Source organism: Catellatospora aurea (assembly GCF_042663325.1).
GTDB classification, from domain to species: domain Bacteria; phylum Actinomycetota; class Actinomycetes; order Mycobacteriales; family Micromonosporaceae; genus Catellatospora; species Catellatospora aurea.
On sequence record NZ_JBHTAC010000045.1, the window covers coordinates 22,438 to 35,319 of the forward strand.

Below are 12,882 nucleotides of genomic sequence, written 5' to 3' on the forward strand. Positions count from 1 at the left end.
GCAGGAAGGGCGCCCGGCGGCACGAGCCTCACCGCTTCGCGCACGCGAGGCGCCCTTCCTGACTTCCTGAGGAGGACTCCCATGCGACAGCTCATCCGTCCCGCGCTGAGCGGGCTGCTCGCCGCCGCGGGCGGCATCGCCGCCGGGGAACTCGTCGCCTCGCTGCTGCGGCCCGAGTCCTCGCCGCTGGTCGCCATCGGCGGCACCGTCATCGACGCCACGCCGACGCCGGTGAAGGAGTACGCGGTCGCGACGTTCGGCACGTACGACAAGCCTCTGCTCATCGGCACCATCCTGGTCGTGCTCGCGCTCCTGGCCGCCGCCGTCGGCGTGCTCGCGGTCCACCACCGCACCGCGGCGCTGCTGGCCATCGGCGCCCTCGGCCTCGTCGGCGCGACCGCCGCGCTGACCCGCCCCACCGCGCGCCCGCTCGACGCCCTGCCCGCCCTGCTCGCCGGAGCCGTCTCCGCCGGACTGCTGGCCTGGCTGGCCCCGAAGACCGCCCCCGCGTCCCCGGCCGCGGAGCCCCGCCCCGCTGAGCAGACCGCCGGCACCGGCCGCGCCGGACGGCGCACGTTCCTGATCGCGGCCGGTCTGGTCGCGCTCGGCACCGCGCTCGCGGGCGGACTCGCCGCGATCATCCGGCGCACCGGGGAGCAGGCCGCCGACGAGGCCCGCGAGGCGATCACGCTGCCCGCTCCCGCCGACCCCGGGCCGCCGCCGGAGAAGACGCCCGGCTTCTACACGCCCAACCAGGACTTCTACCGCGTCGACATCGCGCTGACCGTGCCGCGCGTCGACCCGCGCCAGTGGACCCTGCAGATCACCGGCATGGTCGACCGGCCTACCGAGCTGACCTTCGACGACCTGCTCAAGCAGCAGCTCATCGAACGCGACATCACGCTCAACTGTGTGTCCAACGAGGTCGGCGGGCCGTACGTCGGCAACGCGCGCTGGCTCGGCGTGCCGCTCGCGCCGCTGCTGCGGGCCGCGGGCGTGCAGGCCGGCGCGGACCAGATCGTCGCCCGCGGCGCGGACGGCATCACCATCGGCACCCCCGTCGCCACCGTGCTCGACGGCCGTGACGCGATGCTGGCGCTGGGCATGAACGGCCGACCCCTGCCGCCCGAGCACGGCTTCCCGGTGCGCATGCTCACCCCCGGCCTGTACGGCTACGTCGGCGCCGCCAAGTGGATCACCTCATTGGAGCTGGCCACCTTCAGCAGCTTCGACGCGTACTGGGTGCAGCGCGGCTGGGCCGCGATGGGCCCGGTCAAGACCGCCTCGCGCATCGACCGGCCCAAGGCGTTCGCCCGGCTCGCGGCGGGCACGGTGCCCGTGGCCGGGGTCGCCTGGGCGCAGCACCGCGGCATCAGCGCGGTCGAGGTCCAGGTCGACGACGCGCCGTGGCAGCAGGCCACGCTGCTGCCGGTGCCGTCCGCCGACACCTGGGTCCAGTGGACCTGGAACTGGCCGGCCGCCACCGCCGGCAGCCACACGCTGCGGGTACGCGCCGTCGACGGCACCGGGGCCCTGCAGACCGAGCAGCGGGCCGATCCGTTCCCCGACGGGGCGTCGGGCTGGCAGAGCGTCCTGGTGACCGTGGCGTGACACCGCCCGGTCCCGGACCGAATCACCGCTCGGAGTGAGGTGCCCCGAGATGACCCGCGAAGCTGACATCATGTGTGGCGTGACCGGAGAACGCGACCTCGGTGCGCTGCTGCACGGGCTGCAGCCCCAGCGCCACCCGTACGAGTACGTCTTCACCACGGTCACCGGCGCGGTGCCGCCGGGCGTGCACCCGGTCGTCATGGTCGCCGAGCCGGAGGGCACCACGCTGGTGGTGATGCGCGCCGAGGCCGACGCGGCAGGGCTGCCGTACGACTTCGTGGCCGCGTGGATCACGCTGCGGGTGCACTCGGCGCTGGACGCCGTCGGGCTCACCGCGGCCGTCTCCGGCGCCCTGGCCGACGTCGGCATCAGCTGCAACGTGGTGGCCGGCTACTTCCACGACCACCTGTTCGTCGGCTGCGCCGACGCCGACCAGGCGATGGCCGTGCTGGCCGGCCTGTCCACCGCCACCCGCCCGATCAACGCCTGACCGCGACCGCCCCACCGGCAAATACCGTGCCGGGTCTCGAAGGCCCGGCTAAGGTCCCCGGGTGAGTTTTTCCACGGCGGCCCGGCAGGTGCGCGACGCGTCGCTCCCGGCGTCGCGACGTGCGGCGGCGTTCCGCAGGTGCGTTACCGTCTACGCCCCGCTCGGCTACGGGCGCACCCTGGCATTTCTCGCCGACCGCCATGGTGACCTCCGGACACCGGACGCGATGCTCGCCGCGCTGGCCACCCTGGCACTGAGCCGCGACGCGTGGCTCGCCGAACTGGACGCCTACGCCCGCCGCCGCAGGACCGCCAAGGCGGCGGGATGTCGGCAGGTCGGCCGGGCGGAACTGCTCCGCGCCATGGACTACGGCTGGCCGGGCGAGGACGACCCCGCCACCGGACCGTTGGACGCGCGTTTCCTCGTCCGCCACGGCCGGGCGCCCGCCCACCTCGTCCACGGGCTGCGCACGTACGCCCTGATCCGCAACGGGCTGGTGACGCCGCCGCCGACCGCGCCCGCCGTGGCGACCGGAACGGCTGCCACGATCGGGACCCTGGCCGCCGCGATCGCCGTCCTGGCAGGCGGAGTGCTGTGGGCACCGCGTACCGCGTTCGTCGCGCTCTCGTCGGTCGGCGGCGCGATGATGGCGGGTGCGGTGATCGAACGGTTCCGCGGTCGAGGCAGCCGGAGCGGGCAGCCGCGCCGCTGACGTCCCACCCGCCCGACTACTCCCGGCGGAGTAGCCCCGAGCACTCCCGGTGTGCGACGACAGGACGGCGGCGGCGGGCCTAGCGTGGGGGCATGACCTGGGATCACGACTACCCGCGCCGCCGACGGTGGCTGTTTCCGCTGCTCATCGCCTTCATCCAGGTGGTCGGGGTGACGTTCGCGAGCCGGGTGGCCGCCACAGAGATCGACGTCGACTTCCGGCCGCTGAACTGGCTCGGGTACGCGCTGCTGGTGGGCTCGGCGGCGGCGATGTGGCTGTGGCGGGTGCACATGGTCGCCGCACTGGCCGCGGTGGCCGCGCTGACCGGCGCGTACGTCGCGATCGGTTACCCGCCGGGGCCGTTCTTCCTCGCTTTCCTGTTCACGCTGGTCGGAGCCGTGGTGCTCGGCCACCGGGTCGCCGCCTGGAGCACCGCCGCCGCCGGCTGGCTCGTGTTCGTGTTCCTCGGCTGGACGAACCACGCGCTGCCGTGGCGCGGTGTGGTGGCCGGGGCGGTGCTGGTCGGCGTACTGCTGATCGCGCAGGTCGTCGCCGCCAACCGGGACCGGATCATCGAGCAGCGCCGCCGCCGCATCGGCGACGAGCGGCTGCGCATGGCCCGCGAGGTGCACGACGTCGTCGCCCACCACATCTCCCTGATCAACGTGCAGGCGGGTGTGGCGTTGCACCTGCTCGACGACGATCCGGAGCAGGCCCGCACCGCGCTGGCCGCGATCAAGACGGCCAGCCGGGACACCCTGCGCGAACTGCGCGCCACCCTCGGCGTGCTGCGCGCCGTCGACGAGCAGGCCCCGCGCAGCCCCGCGCCGAGCATCGACCGGCTCGACGAGCTGGTCGCCCGGTTCGCCGGGGCCGGACTGCGGGTCGACGTGCGGGTCACCGGCACGCCCCGGGAGCTGCCCACGCCGGTGGACCTGGCCGCCTACCGGATCGTGCAGGAGTCGCTGACCAACGTGCACCGCCACGCCGGCGTCGACAGCGCCCAGGTGAGCATCGGCTACGACACCGACGAACTGGTCCTCGACGTCACCGACCGGGGCCGCGGCGGCGAGACCGCCGACGGCAACGGCCTGTCCGGCATCCGCGAGCGGGTCGCCTCGCTGGGCGGCACGGTCGCGATCGGACCGCGCCCCGAGGGCGGCTTCACCGTCTGCGCGGTCCTGCCCACCGGAGGAACCCCATGATCAACGTGTTGCTGGTGGACGACCAGGCACTGGTCCGCGCCGGATTCCGGGCGCTGCTGTCCGCGCAGGACGACATCACCGTCGTGGGCGAGGCCGCCGACGGCGAGGACGCGGTGCGCCAGACCGCCGCGCTGCGCCCCGACGTCGTGCTCATGGACATCCGCATGCCGCGCCTGGACGGCATCGAGGCCACCCGCCGCATCGCCGCCGACCCGGCCCTGACCGAGGTGAAGGTCGTCATCCTGACCACGTTCGACCTCGACGAGTACGTGTTCGACGCGCTGCGCGACGGGGCCAGCGGCTTCCTGGTCAAGGACACCGAACCCGCCGACCTGATCCAGGCCGTGCGGGTGGTCGCCCGCGGCGACGCGCTGCTGTCACCCGGCGTCACCCGGCGGCTCATCGCCGAGTACGCCCAGCGTTCGCGGCGGCCCAAGGACTCCGCCCGGCTCGCCGCGCTGGACGCGCTCACCGACCGGGAACGCGAGGTGATGGCCCTGGTCGCCGCCGGGCTGTCCAACGACGAGATCGGCGAGCGGCTGTTCGTCAGCCCCGCCACCGCCAAGACCCACGTCAGCCGGGCCATGGTCAAACTCGGCGCGCGCGACCGCGCCCACCTGGTCGTCGAAGCGTACGAATCGGGCCTGGTCCGGCCCGGCTGGACAGGAGAAGCCCCATGACCGCCGTCGACACCCCCACCCGGCGCACGCCGCGCACCCGGCCCGGCCCGCCGCGGCTGCCCCGCAACGCCCGCCGCTTCCTGCTCACCGCGCACATCGTCACCTCGGTCGGCTGGCTCGGCGTCGCCTACGCGCTGCTCGTCATGGCCCTGACCGCGCAGGCCGCCGACGACCCGGCCACCCGCGCCACGACGTACGCCCTGATGCTTTCCTTCGACACCGCCGCGATGCTGCCGTTGGGCCTGGCCGCCCTGGTCACCGGCGTGATCCTAGGCCTGGGCAGCCACTGGGGCCTGCTGCGGCACTGGTGGGTCGCCGTCAAACTCGTGCTGAACATCGCCGTGCTCGTCGTGCCGATGCTCACCCGCCACCCCGCCCTCGTCGACGCCGTCGACGCCGCCCGCGCCGGCCTGCTCACCGACCCCGCCCAGCAGGTCCTCGACGGCTCCATCGCCTCCGTCATCGTCCTCACCGTCGCCACAGTCCTCTCCACCTACAAACCCTGGGGCAAAACCCGCTGAAGGAGAGGAAGGAAAAGCATGCGAAGACGCGCTCCGGGTTCGCCTAGCATCGCGGCATGCACCCCGATCTGCAGGCAGCCGTGGAGCATCTCTACACCGTGTTCGCCCGGCACCCGCGCGCTGAGCGGATCGGCTACTGCGGTCACTGTGTGAGCGACGAGGAGGCCCTGGTCCTGCAGCGGACGCCGCTGCGCCGGCTGACCGCGGCCGATCTGCAGCGGTTCACCTTCAAGCTGCTGTCCACCTGGGGTGACGAGGCGGATCTACGGCACTTCCTGCCCCGCATCCTGGAGCTGTTCGCGACCGGCGAGCAGCCCGACGACCACCTGCTGACCAAGACCCTCAGCAACGTCCGGTACCACGGGTCGATCTGGGGAGCCGACGAGCTCGCGGCCGTCGAGGCATATCTGACGGCGCTGATCCGGCAGATCCTCACCGACCGCGGCTCGGCCCTCAGCGTCGACGCCGTGCTCCGGGGCGCCGCCGAGAACGGGCACACCGTCGAGCCTTACCTCACGGTCTGGGCGAGCGAGCCCGGCGAGACCGCGACGATGCACCTGGCCTGGTTCATCGAGGCCTTCGGCTGGACCTTCTCCCGCGACGACCGCTATCACCACGAGGTCGGCGAGTGGTTGCGTACGGGCGTTCCCGCGCACCGGCTGGAGGCGGCGTTCCTGGCCACCACCGACCCCGAGGCGGCGGCCTGGTTCGGTCAAGCCCTCGAACAGCTCGAATTCCTGGTGGCCTGACCGGCTCCGGTCGCCCACCCGCGGACGGTTAACCCGCATGCAACAGGCGGTCGCTAGCATCGGCGACCATCAACGCGGCAGACGACGGCGTCAGTCCGGGCCGCTTCGAGGAAAACTCGGGAGCTCGCTATGGCACAGCACCTCCTGGTTGTCGACTTCGGCACGTACCAGACCACGGCCGCGCTGGTCGTCGGCGCGCAGGTCCATCCCGTGCCCTGCCCGGTGACCGGCGCGCTCAGCTGGCCGTCGGCGGTCTGCCTCGACGGGGACACCCTGCTCGTGGGCACGGCCGCGGTGCGCCGGCGCGAGGCGCTGCCCCGCTGCTTCGCCACCGGGCCGCGGCAGTCGCTGGACAGCGGCGAACCGGTCCGCCTCGGCGAACGGCAGGCCTCCGGTCAGGAGGTCCTGGCTGCCTTCCTGCACACGGTGCGGCAGGAGGCCGAGCGCCGGTTCGGCGTCACCGTCGACCGGCTGGCGCTGACCGTGCCCGCCGCCTACTCCGCGCACGACGTACGCCGCAGCGCCCTGATCGCGCTGGCCGGCGACGCCGGCTTCCCGGACGTGGAACTGGTCGCCGACGCCACCGCCGCGGTCATGGACCCCTACACCCACGGCGACCAGCCGGACGGCGCCCTGGTGCTGGTCTGCGACCTGGGCGCGTCGTGGACGGTGACGCTGGCCCGGGTGCACGGCGAGCGTCCCGACGTGCTCGCCCACGAGACCTCGGGCAGCGGCCAGGACTTCGACCGGCTGCTCGTCGACGACCTGCGGGCGGCGCTGCACGACTGGCTCGCCCCGGCGCTGCAGTCCGGCGGCGACACCGGCCTGCACGCCCGGTTCGCGGCAGCGTAGTTCGTCCGCTCGGTCAAGCACCGGCTGGCCGAGGCCGACGAGGTCGTGGACCGGATGACCCCGCACGCCCCGCCGTACCGGCTGAACCGGGCCGTCCTGGACCGGCTGGCCGAACCGGCGCTGCGCTGGCTCGTCGCGAGCTGCCGCGCGGTCGTCGCCCGCGCCGGGTTCACCCTCGCCGACGTCGGCGGTGTGCTGCTGGTCGGCGGAGCGTCACGGCTGCCCACGGCCCGTGCGGTGCTGCACGCCGAGCTGGGCCGCCCCGTACGGCAGCCGAGCGAGCCCGAGTACGCGGTGATCCGCGGCGCGGCGCGCTGGGCCGGGCGGGTCGTCGCGCGGCGGGTGCCGGCCAACACCGCGTCGTGGCGCATGGAGCCGCTGAGCTGGGACCTGCCCGACGGCCGGGCCCGGCTGGTGCGCTGGCTGGCCGGCCCGGGACAGCAGTACGGCCCCGGCGCGGCGCTGGCCCAGGTGCGCACCGCCGACGACCGGGTGTACGACCTCACCGCGCAGCGCGAAGGCATCCTCCTGGAGCACCGCGTCGCGGCTGGGGACTTCCTGACCTCCGACACCGTCGCGGCGGTGGCCCGCTCGGCGAAGCTGATCAGCGGTGACCGGGCCGCCAAGCGGCATCAGATGCGCGTCGCCGGGGACTGGCTGCTCACCCCCGACCACGAGCTGCTCGTGGAGTGCGAGCGTTCCGGCGCGTACGTGCGGATGCGCTCCATCGCCACCGGCGCGGTCGTCAACGAGGTGCGCCCGAAGCAGCATGTCGGCGACGGCACGGGCAAGGTGTTCGTCGGCCCCGGCGGCCGGCTGGCGCTGGTCGCCTGGAACCCCGACGGGCAGTTCTCCGTCTGGGACGTCGCCAGCGGGCACCTGACCAGCAGCTTCAAAGCCGCGTCGAACAACAAGCCGGTGAAGGTGCTGGTGCACGAGGGCCAGTGGCGGCTCATCGCCGAAGCCGACCGCAAGGTCCACGTCGGACGGTACGTGCGTGACGTGGCGACGATGTGGGACCTGGGCACAGGCCGGGTCGTCGAGGAGATGGTCGGCGAAGACCTGCACCGCCGCTACGACGGCTACACCGAGCACAGCCCGTACGACGGCTTCGCACCGCAGTGCGACAGCCCCGACGGGCGGCTGCGGGCCGGGGCCGCGGGCAACGCGGTGTGGCTGCACGAGTCGGGCACCGACGAGGAGGTGTTCCGCGCCGACATCGCCGCCGCGCGTTCGGTGCGCACCGCGTTCAGCGCCGACGGCCACCACCTGCTGGCCCGCTGGTCCACCGCCGACACCACCTGCGTCGACGTCTGGCAGGTCTGACGTGGCCGCCGGTCGTCGGGCAGGCTACCGGCCTGACTCGCTCGCGCCGTGCGGAACCGGCTGCGCCGCCGTCGCGGTGCCCAGCCGCAGTCCCAGCTGGAACCGGTTGATCACGTCGTACCTGTCCATGAGCGTGGACACGGTGTAGGCGATGGTGCGGACGCTGAGGTTGAGCCGCGCCGCGACGGCGGCGTCGGTCATGCCCTCGGCGAGTAGCGCCATCACCGCGCCTTCCCGCGAACTCAGGCCCGGCGGTGGCGTCCACTCCCAGTGCGGTTCCTTCGCGAGGCTCCAATCCTGGAGAAACAGAGCGAGAAGTTCAGCGACCAGCGCGGGATCGCTGATCTCCCACATGCCGTGGCTGGGGTCGAAGGGCTTCTTCCGGACCAGTGCCGTGGTGCGGTCGTAGATCATGTATCGTCCCGGCAGCTCGGGCAACTCGCGGTACTGCGCCCCGCGAGCGTGCATCTCGACGTCGTGCCAGCCCGACTCGTGCTCGTCGGAGGCCGGCACACCCAGGTTGATCAGAGTGACGCCGCGCTCGGCCATGGCGCGGCCGCCCGGTGCGCCCGCCTTGATTGCGGCGGCGCTGTAGGCCGGGTCGCCGCTGACCGAGATGGCTTCCCGGCACCCCTTGCTGATCGCGGCTATCCGTGCCTGGGCCTGCCTGCCCGCGGTCAGCGGGCGGGCACCGCTGGCGAGGATACGTAGGTGGTCGGTGATTAGCTCTGGGGACAGCGCCCGCGACATGCGCCGGTTCAAACGGTATCGGGCCACCGCGTTGCGGTGGTGCCGGTCACGCAGCATCGCGGAGACGTGCGCGGGCTGCGTGCCGGACCACATCCGCCCGTCGCCGCCGCGCGCGGCCGGAGCCGGACCGTGTGCGGCCGCGCCCAGCGCGGCCAGCTCTTCCAGAGCGCCGCGCACCTGGCGGCTCTGCATCGTGAGCGAGCGGCTGATGTCGCCGGCGGTCAGGGGTCCGAAAGCGACGAGGGTGCGGTAGACGAGGTCTGCCTGCGGCGAGACTCCCCACTTCATCAGTGAGGGAACGACTTGCACCTGAAGCATGAGGACCTCCCCGAGTCCGCCGCACGGGCGCGGTCCCGCCGACCGGCCACTCGCAATCTAGCCAACGGAATCTGGCCAGAAAGCCCCCTGCTGCCGGGTTGCATGTTTCCGCAATCGCGTACGTCGATGGGAGTTGCGTAAACATGCAATCCCGACGGAAATGGCTGGCCGCCGTTGATCGGGTTTTCTACGGTTCCTTCAGTCGGCCCGGCGAGTGCGGCCGACCGCGAACACCGCAGGACCATCTCAGACGGGGGAACTCTAGTGAACATCCGATCCGCAGTGGGCTCCGCCCACGCCCGGCGCGCGCTGGCCGTCCTGGTCGCCGCCACCGCCGCGCTGGCGGTCGCCGGCCCGGCCCGGGCGGCCGACACGCGTACCCCGGTGGGCCGCTGGCTCCTGGAGGCGATGCCCGGCATCTCCACCGATGCCGCGCTGGCCGACGAGGCGGCGGCACCTCAGGACTCACCGCTCACCGCGACCGGCACCACCTGGCTCGCCGACGCCCACCTGATCGGGGGCCAGGCGCTGAGCTTCAACGGCACGTCCAGCGTCGCCGCGACGGCCGCGCCGGTGCTCGACACCACCACCTCGTTCAGCGTCGCCGCCTGGGTCAGCCCCGCCGACCTGGCCACCGACCGCGACTTCCTCGGCCAGGACCAGGCGGCCACCGCCGACCCCACGCGCCGGGGCGGATTCTCCGTCGGCATCCGGCACCAGGGCCGGGCCGCCCACTGGACCTTCCGCATGGGCAACGGGCCCAGCCGCCGCACCGCCGTCGTGGCGGCGACCGACCCCCGTACCCTGACCGCCGCCGACCTCGGACGCTGGACGCATGTCGCGGCCTCCTACGACGCCGCCACGCGCGTCATGTCCCTGTACGTCGACGGTGCCCGCGTCGCCCAGGCCCGCCGGACGGCCACGCCGTGGGCGGCCGGCGGCCCGTTCACCGTCGGCCGCTCCGACGACGGCGGCCCGGCGCACTTCTGGAAGGGCGAGGTGACCCGCGCGTACGCCTACGACCGGGTGCTCACCGACCACGACCTGTTCGGCGGCACCGTCGACGGGTTCACCGAACCCGGCATGCTCGACGCCGTCAGCGTCGGATCCTGGGACTTCAACGCCGCCGTCCCCTGCTTCCTGCCCGAGATCCCCGACACCTGCAACGCCCCGGACAGCCGGGCGTTCAACCGCACGCTGCAGCTGACCCTCGGCACCGACATCGCGACCGACCGCACCGCCCTGGCGTTCGACGGCTCGGCCTACGTCTTCGACGCCGACTTCAACCAGGTCTTCAACCCCGACGGCACCCCGGCCACCCAGCCCTCCACCGAGTACGGCTACTTCGACGGCCCGGTCGTGCACACCGACGACGCGTTCGGCGTCACCGCGTCGGCCCGGGTCGACGACCCGGCCCGGCCCGGTCCGCAGACCGTCGTCAGCCTCGGCGCGGCCGGCGCGCCACCCGCGTTCTCGCTGTTCTACGCCGACGGCGCCTACACCGCGACGCTGGCCCGCTCGGCGACGCCCGGCGACACCGTGACCGTCAGCGCGGCCGTCGCCGACGCCACCGCCTGGCACCGGCTGACCGTGGTGTATGACCCGCACCAGGCCGGCCTGCGCCTGCTCGTGGACGGTGTGCAGGCCGCATCCGCCGCCGTGGACACGGCATACGACGGCGGCGGACGGCTCGAGGTCGGCCGGGCGACCAGCGGCGACGGGTACCTGTTCGGCGCGGTCGACAACCTCGACCTGTGGCAGGGTGCCCTGACCGAGCGCCAGCTCGCCGCGCTGGCCGGCTGACCCGACCGCCGCAACTCCTGAAGACTTGTGCCCTCGGCTGCTCGCCGAGGGCACAAGTCTTCAACAGTTGCGGCAGGTGCGGCAGGACTGGCCAGGGGTGGACGGCAGGTCAGCAGGCGCTTACGGGGCGGATGTTGGCCACGGTGGTGAGGTGGACCTCCAGGGTCTCGCCGGCGGTGGTGTTGAGCCACATCGCGCCGGCGGGGGCGCCCTCGGCGACCTGGCCGCAGGCCTTGCCGCCGTTGCCGAGGCTGACCTCGACCGACGGGGCCGCCTCGGTGGGCCACCACGCGGACAGGCCCGCGAACGCCATCAGCGCCACCGAGACGATGGTGGTGCGGATGCCGGAACGCAGCTGACCGCTCATCTCGGCCGGATCCGCGGGCGCGGCGGGGTCGCCGACCGGCCAGGCCACCCGGCCGACCATCACGATCGACCACAGGGCCGTGCCGAACGCGCCCACGGTGCCGCCGGTGGCCAGCCACTGCAGCCAGTCGGGGCCGGGCGCCTGCGCGCCCATCTTCAGCACGCCGCAGAAGCCGATGAAACCGAGCACGCCGAGTTGTACGCCGTGCCAGCCGCGCGCCGAGTCGATCAGCTTGGCCAGCGGATCGGCACTGTCGGCTGTGGACACGGCGGAGGGGAGGATGCCGTCGGGTTGCATGCCGACAGTCATACCGCATACACGGAGGTGGTGGTGTGTCGGCCTTCCGTCGCCGCGCTCAGATGCGGTCCAGGTGCGGCATCGCGATCTTCCGCATGGTCAGCTGCACCCCGGCCACGACCGGGATCGCGATCAATGCGCCCAGCGCGCCCAGCAGCACCGCCCCGATCAGCGCGGACAGGATCACGGCCAGGTCGGAGACGTCGACCGAGCGCCGCAGCACGCGCGGTGCGATGACCCAGTTCTCCAGCTGCTGGTACAGGATGAAGAAGATCACGCAGGCGATGCCCGCCTCGGGCGAGTGCGCGAACCCGGCGATGACCACCACCACCGCGCCCAGCGTCGCCCCGATCTGCGGGATCAGGTCGCACACGGCGACGACCATGGCCAGCGCGAACGCGTACGACACCCCGAGGATGAGCAGGAACACGAACGTGCTCACCCCCGCGACGAACGCGATCGCCAGCGAGCCGAGCAGGTACGCGCCGATCTTCTCGAAGATCTCGTCGCCGATCTCCCGGGCGGTGTCCCGGCGCGAGGCCGGGAACAGCCGGTAGAAGCCCTCCTTGAGCCGGGTCCAGGCGGCCAGGAAGTAGATGGTGAGGATGAACACGGTCAGCACGTTGAAGATGACGCCGAAGACCGCCTGCACCCCGCCCAGCGCGCCGCCCAGCGCCTTGGTGATGTTCTCGTTGGTGGCGGCGTCCTTGAGCCGGTCGATCACGTCGAAGCGCTGGTTGAAGTCGGCGATCTGCGGATTGCGGTTCAGCTCGTCGAGGTAGCCGGGCAGGTTGGTGATCAGCTCGCCGGTCTGCGTGATCAGCGGCGGGGCCAGCGCGCCCAGGCCGCCGCATGCGACCAGCACCACACCGAGCGCGACCACGGTCACCGCGAGGCCGCGCGGCAACCCGCGCCGCTGCAGCCAGGCCACGGCCGGGTGCAGGCCGATCGCCAGGAACAGGGCCGCGAACATCAGCAGCAGCACCGACAGCGTCTCGCGCACCGCCCAGGTGAGGATGATGGCGCACATCAGGCCGAGCCCGCCCAGGAACCCGACGACGAACACGTGCCGGTTGCGGCGGGCGGCCTGCGCGTCCGGGGTGTCCGGGTCCACCTCCGGCCGCCGCTGAGCCGGTGCCTGCTGCGCCGTGTCCTGCGCCGTGTCCTGCTCGCTCATCGCGCACCTCCGCGAAGAGACTGC

At 73.0% G+C, this 12,882-nt stretch carries 13 protein-coding genes; 10 read left to right on the forward strand and 3 right to left on the reverse strand.

Translation table 11 applies throughout. The features are described from left to right. Nucleotides 1–81: 81 nt before the first annotated feature. The 9 genes from ACFQO7_RS30450 to ACFQO7_RS30490 all read left to right on the forward strand — a co-directional run bounded on the left by ACFQO7_RS30450 (nucleotide 82) and on the right by ACFQO7_RS30490 (nucleotide 8,146). Nucleotides 82–1,611, forward strand: coding sequence for a molybdopterin-dependent oxidoreductase (locus ACFQO7_RS30450; protein WP_376809606.1), 1,530 nt, complete (start codon nucleotides 82–84; stop codon nucleotides 1,609–1,611). Between the two features lie 79 nt (nucleotides 1,612–1,690). After that, nucleotides 1,691–2,101 (forward strand): ACT domain-containing protein, encoded by a 411-nt coding sequence (locus ACFQO7_RS30455; protein WP_203693354.1) that lies wholly within the window; start codon nucleotides 1,691–1,693, stop codon nucleotides 2,099–2,101. Nucleotides 2,102–2,162: 61 nt separating this feature from the next. Beyond that, entirely contained in the window at nucleotides 2,163–2,813 is a 651-nt protein-coding gene (locus ACFQO7_RS30460; RefSeq protein ID WP_376809607.1) for a hypothetical protein, read from the forward strand. 92 nt (nucleotides 2,814–2,905) lie between these two features. Beyond that, nucleotides 2,906–4,018, forward strand: coding sequence for a sensor histidine kinase (locus tag ACFQO7_RS30465; RefSeq protein WP_376809608.1), 1,113 nt, complete (start codon nucleotides 2,906–2,908; stop codon nucleotides 4,016–4,018). Next, nucleotides 4,015–4,698, forward strand: a complete 684-nt coding sequence (locus tag ACFQO7_RS30470; protein WP_376809609.1) for a response regulator transcription factor — start codon at nucleotides 4,015–4,017, stop codon at nucleotides 4,696–4,698. Before ACFQO7_RS30465 ends, ACFQO7_RS30470 begins: the two co-directional genes overlap by 4 nt. Next, a complete protein-coding gene (locus ACFQO7_RS30475; protein ID WP_376809610.1) occupies nucleotides 4,695–5,219 on the forward strand; it encodes a DUF2269 family protein in 525 nt (174 codons plus the stop codon). Before ACFQO7_RS30470 ends, ACFQO7_RS30475 begins: the two co-directional genes overlap by 4 nt. Before the next feature lie 56 nt (nucleotides 5,220–5,275). Further along, the gene (locus tag ACFQO7_RS30480; RefSeq protein ID WP_376809611.1) at nucleotides 5,276–5,968 is read left to right on the forward strand and encodes a hypothetical protein; all 693 of its coding nucleotides are present in this window, start codon (nucleotides 5,276–5,278) and stop codon (nucleotides 5,966–5,968) included. Nucleotides 5,969–6,097: 129 nt separating this feature from the next. Continuing rightward, a complete protein-coding gene (locus tag ACFQO7_RS30485; protein WP_376809612.1) occupies nucleotides 6,098–6,820 on the forward strand; it encodes an Hsp70 family protein in 723 nt (240 codons plus the stop codon). Between the two features lie 54 nt (nucleotides 6,821–6,874). After that, on the forward strand, nucleotides 6,875–8,146 hold the full coding sequence (locus tag ACFQO7_RS30490) for an Hsp70 family protein (RefSeq protein WP_376809613.1): 1,272 nt from the start codon (nucleotides 6,875–6,877) through the stop codon (nucleotides 8,144–8,146). Between the two features lie 24 nt (nucleotides 8,147–8,170). On the opposite strand, the gene ACFQO7_RS30495 is transcribed toward ACFQO7_RS30490, so the two are convergent. Further along, entirely contained in the window at nucleotides 8,171–9,214 is a 1,044-nt protein-coding gene (locus tag ACFQO7_RS30495) for a helix-turn-helix transcriptional regulator (protein ID WP_376809614.1), read from the reverse strand. A gap of 264 nt (nucleotides 9,215–9,478) precedes the next feature. On the opposite strand from ACFQO7_RS30495, the gene ACFQO7_RS30500 reads away from it, so the two are divergent. Next, nucleotides 9,479–11,017 carry a LamG domain-containing protein gene (locus ACFQO7_RS30500; protein WP_376809615.1) on the forward strand — a complete coding sequence of 513 codons (1,539 nt, stop codon included), beginning with the start codon at nucleotides 9,479–9,481 and terminating at the stop codon, nucleotides 11,015–11,017. Nucleotides 11,018–11,126: 109 nt separating this feature from the next. Here the strand turns inward: ACFQO7_RS30500 and ACFQO7_RS30505 are convergent, their stop codons facing one another. Then, complete coding sequence (locus tag ACFQO7_RS30505) at nucleotides 11,127–11,681, reverse strand: hypothetical protein (protein ID WP_376809616.1); 555 nt, start codon at nucleotides 11,679–11,681, stop codon at nucleotides 11,127–11,129. 58 nt (nucleotides 11,682–11,739) lie between these two features. After that, nucleotides 11,740–12,858 (reverse strand): AI-2E family transporter, encoded by a 1,119-nt coding sequence (locus tag ACFQO7_RS30510; protein WP_376809617.1) that lies wholly within the window; start codon nucleotides 12,856–12,858, stop codon nucleotides 11,740–11,742. Nucleotides 12,859–12,882: the final 24 nt, after the last annotated feature.

Bases quoted from the DNA above. Each gene is read 5' to 3' on its own strand.
- ACFQO7_RS30505 (WP_376809616.1), bottom strand. From the start codon at position 11,681: ATGCAACCCGACGGCATCCTCCCCTCCGCCGTGTCCACAGCCGACAGT.
- ACFQO7_RS30480 (WP_376809611.1), top strand. From the start codon at position 5,276: ATGCACCCCGATCTGCAGGCAGCCGTGGAGCATCTCTACACCGTGTTC.
- ACFQO7_RS30475 (WP_376809610.1), top strand. From the start codon at position 4,695: ATGACCGCCGTCGACACCCCCACCCGGCGCACGCCGCGCACCCGGCCC.
- ACFQO7_RS30465 (WP_376809608.1), top strand. From the start codon at position 2,906: ATGACCTGGGATCACGACTACCCGCGCCGCCGACGGTGGCTGTTTCCG.
- ACFQO7_RS30495 (WP_376809614.1), bottom strand. From the start codon at position 9,214: ATGCTTCAGGTGCAAGTCGTTCCCTCACTGATGAAGTGGGGAGTCTCG.
- ACFQO7_RS30470 (WP_376809609.1), top strand. From the start codon at position 4,015: ATGATCAACGTGTTGCTGGTGGACGACCAGGCACTGGTCCGCGCCGGA.
- ACFQO7_RS30450 (WP_376809606.1), top strand. From the start codon at position 82: ATGCGACAGCTCATCCGTCCCGCGCTGAGCGGGCTGCTCGCCGCCGCG.
- ACFQO7_RS30510 (WP_376809617.1), bottom strand. From the start codon at position 12,858: ATGAGCGAGCAGGACACGGCGCAGGACACGGCGCAGCAGGCACCGGCT.
- ACFQO7_RS30485 (WP_376809612.1), top strand. From the start codon at position 6,098: ATGGCACAGCACCTCCTGGTTGTCGACTTCGGCACGTACCAGACCACG.
- ACFQO7_RS30490 (WP_376809613.1), top strand. From the start codon at position 6,875: ATGACCCCGCACGCCCCGCCGTACCGGCTGAACCGGGCCGTCCTGGAC.